General features: G+C 63.0%; 17 protein-coding genes. 1 reads left to right on the top strand and 16 read right to left on the bottom strand.

The annotated features are described in order from the left end of the window. Positions 1-160 precede the first annotated feature (160 nt). The gene (locus tag ABX75_RS02265) at positions 161-1,099 is read left to right on the top strand and encodes a DnaJ C-terminal domain-containing protein (RefSeq protein WP_034136683.1); all 939 of its coding nucleotides are present in this window, start codon (positions 161-163) and stop codon (positions 1,097-1,099) included. 21 nt (positions 1,100-1,120) lie between these two features. On the opposite strand, the gene ABX75_RS02260 is transcribed toward ABX75_RS02265, so the two are convergent. From ABX75_RS02260 to ABX75_RS02185, 16 genes are all read right to left on the bottom strand, one after another. Then, positions 1,121-2,248, bottom strand: coding sequence for a sensor histidine kinase KdpD (locus tag ABX75_RS02260; RefSeq protein WP_034136684.1), 1,128 nt, complete (start codon positions 2,246-2,248; stop codon positions 1,121-1,123). A 94-nt stretch (positions 2,249-2,342) separates the two neighbouring features. After that, positions 2,343-4,043 carry an urease subunit alpha gene (gene ureC, locus ABX75_RS02255; protein WP_034095653.1) on the bottom strand — a complete coding sequence of 567 codons (1,701 nt, stop codon included), beginning with the start codon at positions 4,041-4,043 and terminating at the stop codon, positions 2,343-2,345. A 111-nt stretch (positions 4,044-4,154) separates the two neighbouring features. After that, a complete protein-coding gene (locus ABX75_RS02250; protein ID WP_034111559.1) occupies positions 4,155-4,460 on the bottom strand; it encodes an urease subunit beta in 306 nt (101 codons plus the stop codon). Beyond that, entirely contained in the window at positions 4,457-4,990 is a 534-nt protein-coding gene (locus ABX75_RS02245) for a GNAT family N-acetyltransferase (protein WP_034095655.1), read from the bottom strand. Before ABX75_RS02245 ends, ABX75_RS02250 begins: the two co-directional genes overlap by 4 nt. A gap of 5 nt (positions 4,991-4,995) precedes the next feature. Continuing rightward, a complete protein-coding gene (locus tag ABX75_RS02240) occupies positions 4,996-5,508 on the bottom strand; it encodes a GNAT family N-acetyltransferase (protein WP_034095656.1) in 513 nt (170 codons plus the stop codon). A gap of 9 nt (positions 5,509-5,517) precedes the next feature. Continuing rightward, positions 5,518-5,820 carry an urease subunit gamma gene (ureA, locus tag ABX75_RS02235; protein WP_003171437.1) on the bottom strand — a complete coding sequence of 101 codons (303 nt, stop codon included), beginning with the start codon at positions 5,818-5,820 and terminating at the stop codon, positions 5,518-5,520. A 146-nt stretch (positions 5,821-5,966) separates the two neighbouring features. Further along, a complete protein-coding gene (locus tag ABX75_RS02230; RefSeq protein WP_034111563.1) occupies positions 5,967-6,806 on the bottom strand; it encodes an urease accessory protein UreD in 840 nt (279 codons plus the stop codon). 31 nt (positions 6,807-6,837) lie between these two features. Further along, positions 6,838-7,536, bottom strand: a complete 699-nt coding sequence (gene urtE, locus ABX75_RS02225; protein ID WP_034111565.1) for an urea ABC transporter ATP-binding subunit UrtE — start codon at positions 7,534-7,536, stop codon at positions 6,838-6,840. Positions 7,537-7,548: 12 nt separating this feature from the next. Further along, entirely contained in the window at positions 7,549-8,382 is an 834-nt protein-coding gene (urtD, locus tag ABX75_RS02220) for an urea ABC transporter ATP-binding protein UrtD (protein WP_177329671.1), read from the bottom strand. Next, positions 8,379-9,446, bottom strand: a complete 1,068-nt coding sequence (urtC, locus tag ABX75_RS02215) for an urea ABC transporter permease subunit UrtC (RefSeq protein WP_034095660.1) — start codon at positions 9,444-9,446, stop codon at positions 8,379-8,381. Before urtC ends, urtD begins: the two co-directional genes overlap by 4 nt. Further along, the gene (urtB, locus tag ABX75_RS02210) at positions 9,446-10,948 is read right to left on the bottom strand and encodes an urea ABC transporter permease subunit UrtB (RefSeq protein WP_034111567.1); all 1,503 of its coding nucleotides are present in this window, start codon (positions 10,946-10,948) and stop codon (positions 9,446-9,448) included. Before urtB ends, urtC begins: the two co-directional genes overlap by 1 nt. A gap of 63 nt (positions 10,949-11,011) precedes the next feature. Beyond that, positions 11,012-12,277: an urea ABC transporter substrate-binding protein gene (urtA, locus tag ABX75_RS02205; RefSeq protein ID WP_034095662.1), complete on the bottom strand. Its 1,266-nt coding sequence runs from the start codon at positions 12,275-12,277 to the stop codon at positions 11,012-11,014. 194 nt (positions 12,278-12,471) lie between these two features. After that, positions 12,472-13,848, bottom strand: a complete 1,377-nt coding sequence (locus ABX75_RS02200; RefSeq protein ID WP_047881507.1) for a PepSY domain-containing protein — start codon at positions 13,846-13,848, stop codon at positions 12,472-12,474. A gap of 116 nt (positions 13,849-13,964) precedes the next feature. Beyond that, positions 13,965-16,025: a TonB-dependent copper receptor gene (locus tag ABX75_RS02195; RefSeq protein ID WP_047881391.1), complete on the bottom strand. Its 2,061-nt coding sequence runs from the start codon at positions 16,023-16,025 to the stop codon at positions 13,965-13,967. 93 nt (positions 16,026-16,118) lie between these two features. After that, a complete protein-coding gene (locus ABX75_RS02190) occupies positions 16,119-16,520 on the bottom strand; it encodes a DUF2946 domain-containing protein (protein ID WP_034095664.1) in 402 nt (133 codons plus the stop codon). 11 nt (positions 16,521-16,531) lie between these two features. Then, positions 16,532-17,014: a copper chaperone PCu(A)C gene (locus ABX75_RS02185; protein WP_047881390.1), complete on the bottom strand. Its 483-nt coding sequence runs from the start codon at positions 17,012-17,014 to the stop codon at positions 16,532-16,534. Positions 17,015-17,036 lie beyond the last annotated feature (22 nt).

The raw sequence follows: 17,036 nt of genomic DNA, 5'->3' as shown, positions 1-17,036 counted from the left end.
ATCACGCTTGAAAGTCGCCGATTTGCCCCCACATCTGTTGCATACGGCTAGCGCCGATAACACTTTGACGCACCCCCAGGCCATAAGACTCAACAAGTGCAAAGCATCGCACCTTGTGCCCTGGGCTGTGCGATCCCGATGAGAGGATGGTGAACCGCCGATGGATTTCAAAGACTACTACAAGATTCTGGGTGTCGAGCCGACGGCCGATGACAAGGAAATCAAGACCGCCTATCGCAAGCTGGCTCGCAAATATCACCCCGATGTGAGCAAGGAAAAAGACGCCGAAGCCAAGTTCAAGGACGCGTCCGAAGCCTATGAAGCGCTCAAAAGCGCGGATAAGCGCGCCGAATACGACGAGCTGCGCAAGTATGGCCAGCATGGTCAGCCGTTCCAGGGGCCACCGGGCTGGCAGAGCCGTGGCGGCTTTGGTGGCGGCCAGGACGCGGGCGATTTTTCGGACTTCTTCAGTTCGATCTTCGGCTCCCGTGGCGACGCCTTTGGCGGCGGCCAGCGCCGCTCCGCAGCGCGCAAGGGCCAGGACGTGGAGATGCAACTCTCGGTATTCCTTGAGGAGACGCTGTCCACCGAGTCCAAGCAGATCAGCTTCCAGGTGCCGCAATACGACGCCTCGGGCCGGCATGTCAGCAACACCACCAAGAGCCTGAACGTGAAGATCCCCGCCGGCGTCACCGACGGCGAGCGTATCCGCCTCAAGGGGCAGGGTGCGCCCGGCGTGGCCGGAGGGCCCAATGGCGATCTGTACCTGATCATCAAGTTCGCGCCGCACCCCAAGTTCGAAGTGGACGGCGAAAACCTGATCACCCACTTGCCGCTGGCACCGTGGGAATTGGCGTTGGGCGCGGAAGTCGCGGTGCCGACCTTGACCGGCAGGATCAACCTCAAAGTGCCGGCCGGCAGCCAGAACGGCCAGCGCATGCGCGTCAAGGGTCACGGCTTGATGAACAAGGCTGGGCAGCGCGGGTTCCTCTACGTGCAGCTCAAGGCAGTGATGCCTAAGCAGGCCGACGACGAAACCATCGCGCTGTGGCAGGCGCTGGCCAAGAAGGCCAACTTCAACCCGCGCGAAAACGTCTAAACCCGCCTCGGCGCGGGACCGTCAAAGCGAGCGCGGCAGCACCACGGTAAAGGTGGTGCCGTCCGCCTCGCTGGACGTCACTTCAATGCTGCCCCGATGGGCCAGCACCACTTCCTTGACGATAAACAAACCCAACCCCAGGCTGGTCGACGTGCTGCCCGGTTCCTCGTTGGCGCTGCGCACCAATGGGTCGAACACCGTGCCCAGGGCGGCTTCGGGGATCGGCGGGCCGTAGTTGTGCATGCGCAATTCCACGCTGTCCGCCGTGCCTTTGAGCGTCAGGGTCACCGCCTGGCTGTGGGTGCCGTGCTGCAAGGCGTTGCCGATCAGATTCTGCAGCAGTTGGTCGACGCGGCCACGGTCCCACTGGCCATGGGTGTCGCCGTGGATGATCAGCGCCGGGTTGCATTCCGGGCGACCTGCGCACGCCTCGTCGATGGCCTCGCGCGCGGCGTCCGCCAGGCTCATGGGTTTGGGGTCGATGGGCAGGCTGCTGCCCAAACGGCTGCGTACGAACTCCAGCAGGTCGCTGACCATCGCCCCCATGTGGCGCGCGCCGTTGCGGATATTGCCCAGCAGGCTCAACCCCTGGTTATCCAACTGCGCCTTGCGCAACAGCATCTCGCTCGACATGTTCACTGCCTGCAACGGCGCGCGCAGGTCGTGGCCTAGGATCGCCAGGAAGATGTCCCGCGAGCGCGCCACTTGTTCGGCGTAGGCTGCGGTGGACTCGGCCAGGGCTTCGTCGATGGCTTCATTGAAGCGGATCATGTCTTGCAGGTCTGCCCGTTGCGGGGTTTGCACGCTGTCGACCCACAGCCGGATCACGCAGGCGCGCAAATGGCGGAACTCGGAGGTCATCTGCACCAGGTCAAAGCCCACGGTATGGCGCAGCTCGCCATGGCTGGCTGCGGCTTGATCCAGGCTGGGGGTTTTCTCCGGGCCTTCGCCCTTGGCCTTGGCGGCTTGTTCGCTGGCGCTTTGGCGGGTGTTCATGTCACGGGCGGCGGCCAGCAGGATCGAATGGGCGTGGTCGCGCAATTGTGTGCGGTTGAGGGTGTCGGCGGCGGGTGTCAGGGTCTGGGCGAACAGCTCCCATTCATCAACGATCTGCTCGGCGTGTAACACGATGAATTCGGATAAACGCATGGCCAGGTTTCCAGAACGATGAAAGCGCGTGGCGCATCGTAGCGCCATACGCGTGCTTCATTCACTGGCCCCGCAGGTCTGTGCCGATGAACGGTTAGAACAGGAAATAACGCTGCGCCATCGGCAGCACATCCGCTGGTTCGCACCAGAGCAATTGCCCGTCCGCCTTGACCTGATAGGTCTGCGGGTCCACGTCGATCTCCGGCAGGTAATCGTTGTGGATCAGGTCGGTTTTCTGCACATCACGGCAGCCCTTGACCACGCCGATGCGTTTCTTCAAACCCAGCGCTTCGGGCAGACCCTCGTCCAGCGCCGCCTGGCTGATAAACGTCAGGCTGGTGGCGTGCAATGAGCTGCCAAAGCTGGCGAACATCGGGCGGTAGTGCACCGGTTGCGGGGTCGGGATCGAAGCGTTGGCATCGCCCATCAGGCTGGAGGCAATCGCGCCGCCCTTGAGGATCAGCGTCGGTTTGATCCCGAAGAACGCTGGACGCCACAGCACCAGGTCGGCCCATTTGCCCACTTCGATGGAGCCCACCTCATGGCTGATGCCATGGGTGATCGCCGGGTTGATGGTGTACTTGGCGATGTAGCGTTTGGCGCGGAAATTGTCGTTGCCCGGACCGTCGCCTGGCAGGGCGCCGCGTTGCTTTTTCATTTTGTCGGCGGTTTGCCAGGTGCGCGTGATCACTTCGCCGACGCGGCCCATAGCCTGGCTGTCGGAACTGATCATCGAGAACGCGCCGAGGTCGTGCAGGATGTCTTCGGCGGCGATGGTTTCGCGGCGGATGCGGCTTTCGGCGAAGGCCACGTCTTCGGCAATGCTGGGGTCCAGGTGATGGCAGACCATCAACATGTCCAGGTGCTCGTCGATGGTGTTGCGGGTGAACGGCCGCGTCGGGTTGGTGGAGCTGGGCAGTACGTTGGGGAAGCCGCACGCCTTGATGATGTCCGGCGCGTGGCCGCCGCCGGCGCCCTCGGTGTGGTAGGTATGGATGGTGCGACCCTTGAGCGCGGCGAGGGTGGTTTCGACAAAACCGGACTCGTTGAGGGTGTCGCTGTGGATCGCCACTTGCACGTCGTAGTCGTCCGCCACCGTTAGGCAGTTGTCGATGCTCGCCGGGGTGGTGCCCCAGTCTTCATGCAGCTTCAAACCGATGGCACCGGCCTTGACCTGTTCGATCAATGGGCCCGGCAGGCTGGCGTTGCCCTTGCCGGTAAAACCGATGTTCATCGGGAACGAATCGCTGGCCTGCAGCATGCGCGCCAGGTGCCACGGCCCCGAGGTGCAGGTGGTGGCGTTGGTGCCGGTGGCCGGGCCGGTACCGCCGCCGATCATGGTGGTGACGCCGCTGGTCAGCGCTTCTTCGATCTGCTGCGGGCAAATGAAATGCACATGGGAGTCGATGCCGCCGGCGGTGAGGATCATGCCTTCGCCGGCGATCACTTCAGTGCTGGCGCCGATGGCCATGGTCACGCCGGGCTGGATATCCGGGTTACCGGCTTTGCCGATGGCGTGGATGCGCCCGTTCTTGAGGCCCACGTCGGCCTTGACGATGCCCCAGTGGTCGATGATCAATGCATTGGTGATCAAGGTGTCGACCACCTCGGCGGCGAGCAACTGGCTCTGGCCCTGGCCGTCGCGGATCACCTTGCCGCCACCGAATTTGACCTCTTCGCCGTACACGGTGAAGTCCCGTTCCACTTCGACGAACAGCTCGGTGTCGGCCAGGCGGACCTTGTCGCCGACGGTGGGGCCGTACATATCGGCGTAGGCTTGGCGGCTGATTTTCATGTGTGTGCCCTGAAATATTTGTGTTGAATGTGAAATCGCTATCGGGGGCAAGCCCCCTCCCACCTTTGGAATGCGTTCCCCTGTGGGAGGGGGCTTGCCCCCGATGAGGCCCTAAAGGTCGCCCATGATCCGCCCGGCAAACCCGAACACCCGCCGACCGCCGCTCAAATCCACCAGCTCGACCTCACGGCTCTGCCCCGGCTCGAACCGCACCGCCGTACCCGCCGGAATATTCAAACGCATGCCACGGCTGGCGGCGCGGTCAAAGGTCAGCGCGTCGTTGGTTTCGAAAAAGTGGTAATGCGAACCCACCTGGATCGGCCGGTCGCCGCTGTTGGCCACGCTCAGGGTGACGGTACGGCGGCCGACGTTGAGTTCGATCTCGCCGGGCTGGATCTGAAATTCACCAGGAATCATGCAGGTTGCCCCAGGGTCTTGTAGTAGATGGCGGTCGGGCTGTATCGCCCGTCCGGGCTTTGGCAGTAGTCGGGCAGTTCACCGATCTTGGTGTAGCGCAGCGACTGGTAGAAGGCTTCGGCCGGCGATCCGGCTTCGGTGTCCAGGTACAGCAGGCCACGCCGGTGCTGGCGGGCGGCGAGTTCCAGGGCGTTCATCAATTGCTGGCCGAGGCCGTGGCGGCGGGCGCTGCTGTGCACCAGTAGCTTCTGGACTTCGGCGCGATTGCGGCCGTTGGCTTTCTGGCACAACGCCAACTGCACGCTGGCGATCACCTGCTCGTCGCGCACCACCACCCACAGCAACAGGCTGGCGTCTTGCAGGCTCGCCTGCACGCCGTTGAGGTAACTGCGCGCCTGGGCGTCATCGAAGTCGGCCATGAAACCCACCGACGCACCGTGACTGACCGCGTCCAACAGCAGTTCACTCAAGCCCTGGCGGTAATGGGCGAAACTTTCCGCATTGACGCGACGCATTTGCGCAGCACTCATCGATCTCACTCCTTGGGCGGTTCGGCGCCGGGGTTCAGGGCCAGTTGCATAAAGGTCAAGTCCAGCCAGCGGCCGAACTTGATGCCCACTTGCGGCATTTGCCCGGTGGTGACGAAGCCCAGGCGCTCGTGCAGGCGGATCGAGGCCTGATTGCCACTTTCGATGGCGGCGACCATCACGTATTTGCCGGCGCTGCGCGCTCGTTCGATCAGCACTTGCATCAAGCGTGGGCCAAGGCCCTTGCCGCGTTGGTCGTTGCGCACGTACACCGAGTGCTCAACGCTGTAGCGAAAACCTTCGAATGGTCGCCAGTCGCCGAACGAGGAATAGCCCGTCACCTCGTCGTTTTCCACCGCCACCAGGATCGGGTAACCCTGGGCCTGGCGCGCGTTGAACCACGCCAGGCGGTTAGCCAGGTCCACCGGTTGTTCGTTCCAGATCGCCGTGGTGTTGCGCACCGCGTCGTTGTAGATATCGCGAATGGCGGGAAGGTCCTTTTCAGTTGCATCACGAATCATGAGCGTGCCTCAGGCAATCGGTTGATGAACGGTGACCAGCTTGGTGCCGTCCGGAAAAGTGGCTTCCACCTGGATATCCGGGATCATCTCCGGGATGCCTTCCATCACTTGTTCACGGCTCAGCAGGGTGGTGCCGTAGTGCATCAGGTCGGCCACCGTGCGGCCATCGCGGGCGCCTTCCATCAAGGCGGCGGAGATGTAGGCGATGGTTTCCGGGTAATTGAGCTTCACCCCACGCGCCAGGCGGCGCTCGGCAACTAAGCCGGCAGTGAAGATCAGCAGTTTGTCTTTTTCCCGTGGGGTCAGGTCCATGGTTCAGTCCGTCGTGAAATACATTCGTAAATACAGTGAAGATTAAATGTGGGAGGGGGCTTGCCCCCGATAGCAGTGGGTCAGTGAAAAATGCTCTGCTTGACACGCCACTATCGGGAGCAAGCCCCCTCCCACATTTTTGATCTTCATGTGCTCCAGATTCTCGGTGATACCGCTTCTCGGCCCAATATGGCCGGGCGCAACAGCCGCCACACATCAATCAACCATCCCCGCGCCAGCAGCGCCTCGCTGGCCAGGCAGCGGGCCACCAGCAAGCCGGGCAATTGGGTCAAGTCGCCGCGCACGGCGTGGGGCAGCGCGCGGCAACGTTCCAATAACTCAGGGTCGATATCGCCCGTCACCAGCAACGTGGCGAACACCGGTTGCCCGTCCAGGCCGATGGGCGAATCCAGCAGCCCGTCGCCGCCGACGATGCGTTGACGTTCATGCCAGAGCGACTTTCCGTCGCGGCGGATATCCAGGTGCGATTGAAAGTGTCCCAGGTCGAAGCGTTCGTCACTGGCCGGGCGGCCCAGCGCAACCACGTCCCAATAGAACAGCCGGGCATCGCCGTGCAGGTCGATGCGCGTGGTGAGTTCGGCTTGGGCCGCGCTGAATACGATGGTTTCCTGGGGCAGCCACTCCAGCGTGGCGCCGGCCTCCACCGTCAGGTCCAGTTGCTGAAACGCCGGGCCGCTGGCGCGGTACCACTTGGCCGCGCCAGGGCTGGTCAGTTGTGCCCAGGCGCCCTCGGCGACGTGGGCGCTGATGTCCAGGCGGTCGCCGCCGGCGATGCCGCCCGGTGGATGCACAATGATGTGCTGGCACACCTCGGGGCCTTCGGCATACAGATGCTTTTGCACGCGCAGCGGGCCGACGTGGCGGCGCATCACCGGGCGCGTGGTGTCGCCGAAGCGCGCATAGCCGAGCTCCAGCGCGGCGTGCCAGCTGGGGGTGAACAGGGCAGGGGAAACGGGCAGGTTCATAACGGCGTGCTTTTCATGAGGTCGCAACAGATTAGATGGTTACCAGGCCGCGTACACCTTCGCTTTCCATATTTTCACCACGGCCTTGCTGGACGATTTCCCCACGTGACATCACCAGGTACTGGTCGGCCAATTCGGCGGCAAAGTCGTAGAACTGCTCCACCAGCAGGATCGCCATATCGCCCCGGGCCGCGAGTTTTTTGATCACCGCGCCGATCTCCTTGATCACCGACGGCTGTATGCCCTCGGTGGGTTCGTCGAGGATCAACAGGCGCGGGCGACTGGCCAGGGCGCGGCCGATTGCCAATTGCTGCTGCTGACCGCCGGACAAGTCACCGCCACGACGATGCTTCATTTGCAGCAACACTGGGAACAGTTCGTAGATAAACGCAGGCACCTCCTTGGCTTCGGCACCGGGGAATCGCGACAGGCCCATCAGCAGGTTTTCTTCCACCGTCAGCCGCCCGAAAATCTCCCGGCCCTGAGGCACATAGGCGATCCCGGCGTGTACGCGCTGATGGGGCTTGTACCCGGTGATCGGCTTGCCCTCCCAATTCACTGCGCCTTCTTTGGCCGGCAGCAAACCCATCAGGCATTTGAGCAGGGTGGTCTTGCCCACGCCGTTACGGCCGAGCAGGCAGGTCACTTCGCCGATTTTTACGTCGAATGAGAGCCCGCGCAGGATATGGCTACCGCCGTAATACTGGTGCAGTTTGTCGACTTGCAGCATGTTCAGTTCTCCTTAGCGACCGAGGTACACCTCGATCACCCGCTCATTTTCCTGCACCTGTTCCAGCGATCCTTCGGCCAGCACGCTGCCCTGGTGCAACACCGTCACATGGTCGGCAATCGCGCCGACAAAGCCCATGTCGTGTTCCACCACCATCAGCGAATGCTTGCCCGCCAGGCCCTTGAACAGTTCGGCGGTGAATTCGGTTTCGGCGTCGGTCATGCCGGCCACCGGTTCGTCCAGCAACAGCAACTGCGGGTCTTGCATCAACAGCATGCCGATTTCCAGGAATTGCTTTTGGCCGTGGGACAGCAACCCGGCCGGGCGATGCACCGAAGCGCTGAGGCGGATGGTGTCGAGCACTTCATCGATACGATCCTTTTGTTCGCCGCTCAGGCGCGCACGCAGGCTGGCCCATACCGACTTGTCGGTCTTTCGCGCCAGCTCCAGGTTTTCGAACACGCTGAGAGCTTCGAACACCGTGGGTTTCTGGAACTTGCGACCGATGCCGGCCTGGGCGATCTGCACTTCGCTCAGGCTGGTCAGGTCCAGGGTTTCGCCGAACCAGGCATTGCCGTGGCTGGGGCGGGTTTTGCCGGTAATCACGTCCATCAGCGTGGTTTTGCCCGCGCCGTTGGGGCCGATGATGCAGCGCAGTTCGCCGACGCCGATGTACAGGTTCAAGTCGTTGAGCGCCTTGAAACCATCGAAGCTCACGCTGATATCTTCCAGGGTCAGGATGGTGCCATGGCGGGTGTTCAGGCCCTTGCCGGCCACCTGGCCCAGGCCGATGGCGTCGCGGCCGCTGCCCGCATCGAGAATAGGTTCAAGCATCACATTCCTCATTTCTTCAGCAGCCCGATCACGCCCTTGGGCAGGTACAGGGTGACGATGATGAACAGCGCCCCGAGGAAGAACAGCCAGTATTCCGGGAAGGCCACGGTGAACCAGCTCTTCATGCCATTGACCACCCCGGCACCCAGCAGCGGGCCGATCAGCGTGCCGCGCCCGCCCAGGGCCACCCACACGGCGGCTTCGATAGAGTTGGTCGGCGACATTTCGCTGGGGTTGATGATGCCCACCTGCGGCACATACAGCGCCCCGGCCAGGCCGCACAGCACCGCGCTCAACACCCACACGAACAGCTTGAAACCGCGTGGGTCGTAGCCGCAGAACATCAGGCGGTTCTCGGCGTCGCGCAGGGCGGTCAGCACCCGGCCGAACTTGCTGCGCGCCAGGCGCCAGCCGATGAACAGACTCGCCACCAGCAACAGCACCGTGGCCAGGAACAACACCGCCCGCGTGCCCGGCTCGGTGATGCCGAAGCCGAGGATGCTGCGAAAGTTGGTGAAGCCGTTGTTGCCGCCAAAGCCGGTCTCGTTGCGAAAGAACAGCAGCATGCCGGCAAAGGTCAGGGCCTGGGTCATGATAGAGAAATACACGCCCTTGATTCGCGAGCGAAAGGCAAAGAACCCGAACACCAGGGCCAGCAACCCCGGCGCCAGCACTACCAGGCACAAGGCCCAGAGGAAGTGATCGGTGCCGGCCCAATACCAGGGTAATTCGGTCCACGATAAAAAGGTCATAAACGCCGGCAGCTCACTGCCGGCAGCCTGGCGCATCAGGTACATGCCCATCGCGTAACCGCCCAGGGCAAAGAACAAACCGTGGCCGAGGGACAGCATCCCGGCGTAACCCCACACCAAGTCCAAGGCCAGGGCGACGATGGCATAGCACAGGATTTTGCCCACCAGGGTCAGGGTGTAGGCCGATACGTGCAAGGCGTTGTCCACCGGCAACAGCGACAGCAATGGCAACGCCAGCAGCAGCGCCAGGATCACCGCGCCCACGGCGATGGTCACCTTGGGGCCGGCCTTTTGCGTGGCCGTGAGCATCAATGGCTGGTTCATCAGTCGATCACCCGTCCTTTCAGTGCGAAGAGTCCTTGCGGGCGTTTCTGGATAAACAGAATGATCAGCGCGAGGATCAGGATCTTGCCCAGCACCGCGCCGATCTGCGGCTCCAGAATCTTGTTGGCGATGCCCAGGCCGAAGGCGGCCATGACGCTACCGGCCAGTTGGCCGACGCCGCCGAGTACAACCACCAGGAACGAGTCGATGATGTAGCTCTGGCCCAGGTCCGGGCCGACGTTGCCGATCTGGCTGAGTGCGACACCGCCCAGGCCGGCGATGCCGGAACCCAGGCCGAACGCGAGCATATCCACACGCCCGGTGGGTACGCCGCAGCAGGCGGCCATGTTGCGGTTCTGGGTCACGGCACGCACGTTGAGCCCCAGGCGCGTCTTGTTCAACAGCAGCCAGGTCAACACCACCACGCATAGCGCGAAGGCGATGATCACGATGCGGTTGTACGGCAACACCAGGTTGGGCAGTACTTGAATACCACCGGACAGCCATGCCGGGTTGGACACTTCGACGTTCTGCGCACCGAACACCAGACGCACCAGTTGGATCAGCATCAGGCTGATGCCCCAGGTGGCCAGCAGGGTTTCCAGCGGTCGACCGTACAGGTGACGAATCACCGTGCGTTCCAGCGCCATGCCGATGGCGGCGGTAACAAAGAAGGCCACCGGCAACGCGATCAAGGGGTAGAACTCGATGGCCGCGGGCACGTAGCGCTGCATCAACAACTGCACCACATAGGTGGAATAGGCGCCGAGCATCAGCATCTCGCCGTGGGCCATATTGATCACGCCGAGCAGGCCGAAGGTGATCGCCAGGCCGAGGGCGGCCAGCAGCAGGATCGAGCCCAGGGACATGCCGCTGAACGCCTGACCGAGGATTTCACCCAGCATCAGTTTGCGTTTGACCTGGGCCAGGCTGGTTTCGGCGGCGGTATGCACGGCGGCGTCGGTTTCCACGCCCGGCGCCAGCAGCGCTTCCAGGCGCGTGCGCGCCAGCGGGTCGCCGGTGCTGCCTAGCAGGCGCACGGCGGCCAGGCGTATCGCCGGGTCGGCGTCGACCAGTTGCAGGTTGGCCAGGGCCAGGCTGAGGGCGGTGTGAACGTCCTCATTGGTTTCGGCGGCGACCTGCTGGTCGAGGAATTTCAATTGCGCCGGCTGGGCGCTTTTTTGCAGGGTTTGCGCAGCCGCTAGACGCACTTTGGGGTCGGCGGCCAGCAGTTGTTGGCTGGCCTGTACGTTATCGATCAAGCCGCGCAGACGATTGTTCAAACGCACGGTCTTGGTTTCGCCATTGACGGTGAGTTGGCCCTGTTGCAGGGCGTCCACCAGCTCGATGCGCGCAGGGTCGGGGTTGGCGGCCCAGTCCTGCAACAGCTTGGCCTGTTGCGTCGGGTTGGCGGCCAGGAAGTCTTCGGCGTCACCGGCGTGTACCACCAACGGCAGCAACAGCAAGGCTGTGACGATGAAACGGTGCAGGGCAGTGGGCATACAAAATGTCCTGATCGTGTGGGAGGGGGCAAGCCCGCTCCCACAGTTGGCCTGTGGTGGGGCTTAGTTGCTCTTCACCGCATAGTCCGGCTTTTTGTCATTGCCTGGGATGTATGGGCTCCACGGCTGCGCCCGGATCGGCTCCTGGGTCTGCCATACCACCGAGAACTGCCCGTCGGCCTGGATCTCGCCGATCATCACCGGCTTGTGCAGGTGGTGGTTGGTCTTGTCCATGGTCAGGGTAAAGCCCGACGGCGCGGCGAAGGTTTGGCCGCCCAGCGCTTCACGCACTTTGTCGACGTCGGTGGACTTGGCTTTCTCCGCCGCCTGCGCCCACATATGGATACCCACGTAGGTGGCTTCCATCGGATCGTTGGTCACGGCTTTGTCGGCGCCCGGCAGGTTGTGTTTCTTCGCGTAGGCTTTCCAGTCGGCGACGAATTTCTGGTTCACCGGGTTCTCCACCGACTGGAAGTAGTTCCAGGCGGCGAGGTTGCCCACCAACGGCTTGGTGTCGATGCCGCGCAGTTCTTCTTCGCCCACCGAGAACGCCACTACCGGCACTTCGGTCGCTTTGAGGCCCTGGTTGGCCAGTTCTTTGTAGAACGGCACGTTGGAGTCGCCGTTGACGGTGGAGATCACGGCAGTCTTGCCGCCGGCCGAGAACTTCTTGATGTTGGCGACAATGGTCTGGTAATCGGCATGGCCGAACGGGGTGTAGACCTCTTCGATGTCTTTATCCGCTACGCCTTTGGAATGCAGGAACGAGCGTAGGATTTTGTTGGTGGTGCGCGGGTACACGTAGTCGGTGCCGAGCAGGAAGAAACGCTTGGCGCTGCCGCCTTCCTCGCTCATCAGGTATTCAACGGCCGGGATCGCCTGCTGGTTCGGCGCGGCACCGGTGTAGAACACGTTAGGTGACATCTCTTCGCCTTCGTACTGCACCGGGTAGAACAGCAGACCGTTGAGTTCTTCGAACACCGGCAATACGGATTTGCGCGACACCGAAGTCCAGCAGCCGAACACCACGGCGACTTTGTCCTGGGTCAGCAACTGCCGACCTTTTTCAGCGAACAGCGGCCAGTTCGACGCCGGGTCAACCACCACAGGCTCCAACATTTTTCCGTTCACACCACCCTTGGCGTTGATCTCGTCGATGGTCATCAACGCCATGTCCTTAAGCGACGTTTCGGAGATAGCCATGGTCCCGGACAGCGAGTGCAGGATGCCGACCTTGATGGTCTCAGCGGCCTGGACGGTCCACGTCATGCCCATGGCGGCAATGGATGCCGAAAGAGTGAAAGCCTTGATCAAGCTGCGACGCTTCATGGTGCGATCTCCGAGTACCCAAGTGTTGTTGTTGGACAGATACTCCGGTGATTGCAAGGGCTGTGCCTGCTTGCCCTAACGAGTGAATACGGCGCTCACACCGCGCTGGCGGCCAGGCTCTGCACCGAATCGGCGCCTGAACCTGGCCGTGGTGCGGGGCCGGCACTGCACTGGTGCGTTGGCCCCGGCTTGTGTCATGGGCGCGCCGATTGGCCTTGCCCGAACCACCGCGACAGCAGCAGGCGATCCAGCACCCACACCGCAATCAACGAGGCGCCCACCAAGGGGAAGATGATCGCCAGCGCCAGCATGATGGCCATCGCGGTTTTCCACTTCGGCAGGTCATGGCGCAATGGCGGCACCCCGAGCCCGCCCTGGGGCCGGCGCTTCCACCAGATCACCACGCCGCTGACCGCGCTGAGCAGGATCATCAGGCAGATCAGCAACACGAGCAGTTGGTTGACCCAGCCGAACATCTTGCCTTCGTGCAGCATCACGCCGGTCTCGGTGGCCCGCGCGACCAGGTTGTAGTGCGCCCAGCGCACGTCGGCCAGGACCTTGCCGGTGTATTGATCCACATGCAGGGTCGCGTCGTTGCGCGGGTCGTCGGCGAACACGGCGATGGTGAATACGCCGTCGGCGGTGGTGGGGAAGGTGATGCTGTAGCCGGGCTCGACTTGGCGCGCGGTGGCGAGGTCGACCACCTGTTGCAGGCGCACGGTTGGCGCAGCCGGGCCCGAATGCATGGCGCCGTGATTCATGTGTTCGGCATGGTCGCCGGACATCGGCATCGGCGTGTTTTCCATGGCCCAGGGCACGGTCTGTTGCGTCGCGGTGTTGAGTGCCCGCGCTTGCTGATCGGACTGCGGCACGTCGTTCCACATCGCTGCGGGGAAGCGGTTCCAGAGCTCGGCGTATTGCTTGCCCCAGAAGCCGGTCCAGGTCATGCCGCTGAGCAGCATCACCAGCAGAAACGCCGCGCCCCAGAAGCCCACCACCGCATGCAGATCGCGCCAGAACAGCCGCCCGCGACTGCCGAGACGTGGCCACAGCACCCCGGCTGAAGACTTGCCGCGCGGCCACCACAGGTACAGGCCGGACACCACCAGCATCACCCCCCAACCGGCGGCGAGTTCTACCAAGCGATCGCCGGTGGTGCCGATCATCAATTCACCATGCAGCGCGCGGGCGATGGCTTGCAGATTGTATTGGGCGTCCTGCTCGCCGAGCACGGTGCCGCGATAGGGGTCGACAAACACCGTCACTTCGCGGCCATCGTTGTGCATCACAAACTGTGCGCTGCTGGTGGCGGTGGCCGGCGGTAGGTATTTGCTGATCTTGCCCATGGGAAAGGCCGCCTGGGCCCGTTGCAGTTGCTCGTCGGCACTCAGCGCGTGTTCGGCGCTTTGCACCGTGAGCAGGTCGCCGTACATCAGCGGATCGAGCTGGGGTTTGAACAGGTAGATGATGCCGGTCAGGGCCAGCAGCACCATAAAGGGAGCGACAAACAGGCCGGCGTAGAAATGCCAGCGCCAGGCCAGGTTGTAGAAGGAAACTTTTTGAGTGCTCATCAGAGGCTCCGCAAGGCTTTGGTTTTTTTGTTTCAGATGTACCGCCATCGGGGGCAAGCCCCCTCCCACATTGGGTGCGCATTTCAAAATGTGGGAGGGGCTTGCCCCCAATGCTTTTAGAAGCTCATGTCCACCTTGGTCCAGAGCGTGCGCCCCGGCTCCTTGAGGGCTTGCGGATCGCTCGCCGGGTAGCCGAACCCGGCGTTGCCGGCCAGGTTCAAGTGCTCGGCGTAGGCCTTGCCGAACAGGTTGTCGACGCCGGTGCTGACTTTGAAGTTTTTATTGATGCGATAAGCCCCGTTCAGCGAGAACACGCCAAACCCGCCGCTCTTGTCATAGTCCTTGCCGACCACATTGCCTTTGTTCTGGTCGATGCGGTTTTGCGCCGCGACTACCCGCCACAGGGCTCCGGCGCTCCAGTTATCCTCGCTGTACGTCAGGCTCAGGCGGGTATCCAGCGGCGGCATTTGCGGCAGGGCCTTGCCGTCGCTGCTGTTCTTGCCCCAGGCGTAGGCCAGGGTCGCATCGGCTTTCCAGTGCTGGGTCAATTTGTAAGCTGCGCCCAGTTCGCCGCCCATGATGCGTGCGTCCACATTGCGTGCCTGGGAGGTGGTGCCCATCATGCCGGGCTTGTAATCGAACAGGATAAAGTCGCGCACCTGGCCGACGTAGCCCGACGCCCAGGCTTCGAGCGTGTCGGTTTTGTACTGCGCGCCGACGTCGAGCTGGGTGGTTTTCTCCGGCTTCACACCTTCGAATGCATTCACCGAACCGACCGCGCCGGTGTTGGGCGAAAACAGCTCCCAGTAATCCGGGAAACGCTGCGAATGGCCGAGCCCGGCGTAGACAGTCGTGGGGCTGTCCGCCAGGTCGTGCTCATAGCGCATAAAGCCCGACGGCAAAGTGTCGGCGCGGGTCTCATCGGCAGTGGGGTTGGCGCGTTTGCTCATGCCCGAGCCGGTGGTCTGGCGAAAGTCCTTGGCCGAGGCGCGGTCCAGGCGCGCGCCGCTGACCAGGCGATCACGGTCGGCGGCGTACCAGGTGAGTTCGCCAAACACGCCGTAGTTGTGGAAGTCGGCGTCCTTGTCGCGCGGCAGATTTTTGTAGGTGTCGATGCCCATGCTGCTGCGTTGGCGGTGTTCGTTGGTCTGGGCGTCCAGGCCGCCGATCAACTGCACGTCGGCCCAGCGCCAAGTGGCCTTGATGCGGGCGCCGAGGGTGCGTCGGTCGACGTTGGAGGCCATGGGCCCGGCCATCATCCCGGTGCCCGACGGCGTGCGCAGGCTGTAGTTGTCCATCACATGGTCGGCGTAGTTGTAGTAAACCTGGGCTTCGACCTTATCCAGCACCTCGCCGATATTCGACTTTTCGAAGCGCAGCCCCAGGCTCTCGCGCAGAAACTGCGAGCCATCCATGCCGCGCCCGGCATAGCGCGCTTCGCCGTCGCCACGGCCAGCGGTGAGTTCCAGCAAGGTGTCGGCGTCGGGGGTGAAACCCACCGCAACGTCGCCGTTCCACTTGTCATAGCGCGAGGCGACCGTGTCGTTATTGCCGTCCTTGTAGTCATCGGCGTGGGCCTGGTTGCCGATCACCCGCACATAGCCCAACGGGCCGCCGGCGGCGGCATCGATGACCTTGTCGAAGCGCCCATTGGAACCGGCCAGCACGCTGGCGTTGAGCCGCGTGCCGAGTTCGCCGAAGTGCTCCGGCTCGCGGTCGAACAGGATCGTGCCGGCCGAGGCGCCCGGGCCCCAGAGTACGGTTTGAGGGCCTTTGATCACGGTGAGGGTGTCGTAGGTTTCCGGTGAGATGTACGAGGTAGGCGCATCCATACGGCCGGGGCAGGCACCGAGCATCATGCTGCCGTTGGTAAGGATATTCAGGCGCGAACCGAACATGCCGCGCAGCACCGGGTCGCCATTGGTGCCGCCGTTGCGTACCAGGGCGAAGCCGGGGATGGTCTTGAGGTAGTCGCCGCCATCGCTGGCGGGCACCGGTTGACGGGGATCCTTGGGGTTGGTGACCACGGTCAGCGGCGAGCTGGGGGCGATTGCGGTGATCACCGTGGGGCTCAATTCATGTTCGTCGGCGTGGGCCATCGGAACCAGCAGTGCGCCGCACAGAACGGCGAACACGGGGGTGCTTCCCAAACGGGAGTCAGCAGAGAACCTGGACATGACAAATTCCATCAATCAATCGTAAACAACACGGCCAGCAGCCTGCGGCTGTCTGTCTAAAGTCGGCCGGGGTGAAGTAACGGGGTTGAGTGTTTACGTTGCGATGGGCGGCGCACGGCTGCGGGCGCCGGGGAAGATGCTCTGCCGGGCATGGCCCAGGCGCGTGGCGGGGGTGAGGGCGTTGGCCGGCGGTGGGGCGCCGACGGCCACGAAGGATGCGTTGCCGGGCAGGGCCGGGCAACTGAACAGCAGCTCGCAGTAGCCGCATTTGGCCCACAGCGCGTGGTGCTCGCTAGGGGCTTTGGGATGATGGGAGTCGCCGTGGTCAGCGGGCATCTCCATGGGCATTGCCATGGACATACCGGCGTGATGATCCATCGGCATCGCTTGGGAAATCAGCGGACCGATAAAGATCATCAGCATGGCGAACAGGCTGATCCAACTGCCGCGTGTTACACGGCGGCGGGGAGACAACCTGGCGCGAGGGGCGCCCATCGAGCTTCAGCCTATTGCGGGTGCTGGTGCTCGTGACTGGCCATGGGCGGCATTTTCTGCACTGACACTTGCACCTCGACCTTGCCGGCCTTTTCGAAGGTCAGGGTCAGCGGGAACTGTTTGCCATCGGCCAGTAGGCTGCGGTCTTTGAGGCCCAGCAACATCACATGGTAGGCCATGGGCGCGAACGTCAGATCGCCTTTGGCCGGCACGGCCACGTTGGGCACCTCTTGCATTTTCATCAGGGCGCCTTGCATGACGTGCTCGTGCAACTGCGCCTTTTCTGCCACTGGCGTCTCGGCGCTGAGCAGGCGGTCCGGTGTTTCTGCGGTGTTATGCACCACGAAATACGCCGCGACGGTGGGCGCATTGGGTGGCAACTCCTGGGACCAGGGATCGCTGACCAGCAGGTCGCCGGCCTTGTAGTCTTGAGCATTGGCAGCACTGAACACCGGCAGCAGCAACGCGGCCAGAAGCAGGGATGATTTGAGCATGGCAGTTCTCCAGAACGGTTCT

It is taken from the genome of Pseudomonas sp. ARP3 (assembly GCF_001029595.1).
In the GTDB taxonomy this organism is placed as follows: Bacteria; Pseudomonadota; Gammaproteobacteria; order Pseudomonadales; family Pseudomonadaceae; genus Aquipseudomonas; species Aquipseudomonas rhodesiae.
Note: the sequence above shows the minus strand (reverse complement) of the source record. Positions and strands in the feature narration are given on the sequence as shown.

Coding starts and splice junctions, on each gene's coding strand:
- urtC (WP_034095660.1), bottom strand. CDS start 9,446: ATGAACCAGCCATTGATGCTCACGGCCACGCAAAAGGCCGGCCCCAAG.
- ABX75_RS02195 (WP_047881391.1), bottom strand. CDS start 16,025: ATGTCCAGGTTCTCTGCTGACTCCCGTTTGGGAAGCACCCCCGTGTTC.
- ABX75_RS02265 (WP_034136683.1), top strand. CDS start 161: ATGGATTTCAAAGACTACTACAAGATTCTGGGTGTCGAGCCGACGGCC.
- ABX75_RS02230 (WP_034111563.1), bottom strand. CDS start 6,806: ATGAACCTGCCCGTTTCCCCTGCCCTGTTCACCCCCAGCTGGCACGCC.
- ABX75_RS02190 (WP_034095664.1), bottom strand. CDS start 16,520: ATGGGCGCCCCTCGCGCCAGGTTGTCTCCCCGCCGCCGTGTAACACGC.
- urtB (WP_034111567.1), bottom strand. CDS start 10,948: ATGCCCACTGCCCTGCACCGTTTCATCGTCACAGCCTTGCTGTTGCTG.
- ABX75_RS02240 (WP_034095656.1), bottom strand. CDS start 5,508: ATGATTCGTGATGCAACTGAAAAGGACCTTCCCGCCATTCGCGATATC.
- ureA (WP_003171437.1), bottom strand. CDS start 5,820: ATGGACCTGACCCCACGGGAAAAAGACAAACTGCTGATCTTCACTGCC.
- urtA (WP_034095662.1), bottom strand. CDS start 12,277: ATGAAGCGTCGCAGCTTGATCAAGGCTTTCACTCTTTCGGCATCCATT.
- ABX75_RS02200 (WP_047881507.1), bottom strand. CDS start 13,848: ATGAGCACTCAAAAAGTTTCCTTCTACAACCTGGCCTGGCGCTGGCAT.
- ABX75_RS02185 (WP_047881390.1), bottom strand. CDS start 17,014: ATGCTCAAATCATCCCTGCTTCTGGCCGCGTTGCTGCTGCCGGTGTTC.
- urtE (WP_034111565.1), bottom strand. CDS start 7,536: ATGCTGCAAGTCGACAAACTGCACCAGTATTACGGCGGTAGCCATATC.
- ABX75_RS02245 (WP_034095655.1), bottom strand. CDS start 4,990: ATGAGTGCTGCGCAAATGCGTCGCGTCAATGCGGAAAGTTTCGCCCAT.
- ureC (WP_034095653.1), bottom strand. CDS start 4,043: ATGAAAATCAGCCGCCAAGCCTACGCCGATATGTACGGCCCCACCGTC.
- ABX75_RS02260 (WP_034136684.1), bottom strand. CDS start 2,248: ATGCGTTTATCCGAATTCATCGTGTTACACGCCGAGCAGATCGTTGAT.
- ABX75_RS02250 (WP_034111559.1), bottom strand. CDS start 4,460: ATGATTCCTGGTGAATTTCAGATCCAGCCCGGCGAGATCGAACTCAAC.
- urtD (WP_177329671.1), bottom strand. CDS start 8,382: ATGAGGAATGTGATGCTTGAACCTATTCTCGATGCGGGCAGCGGCCGC.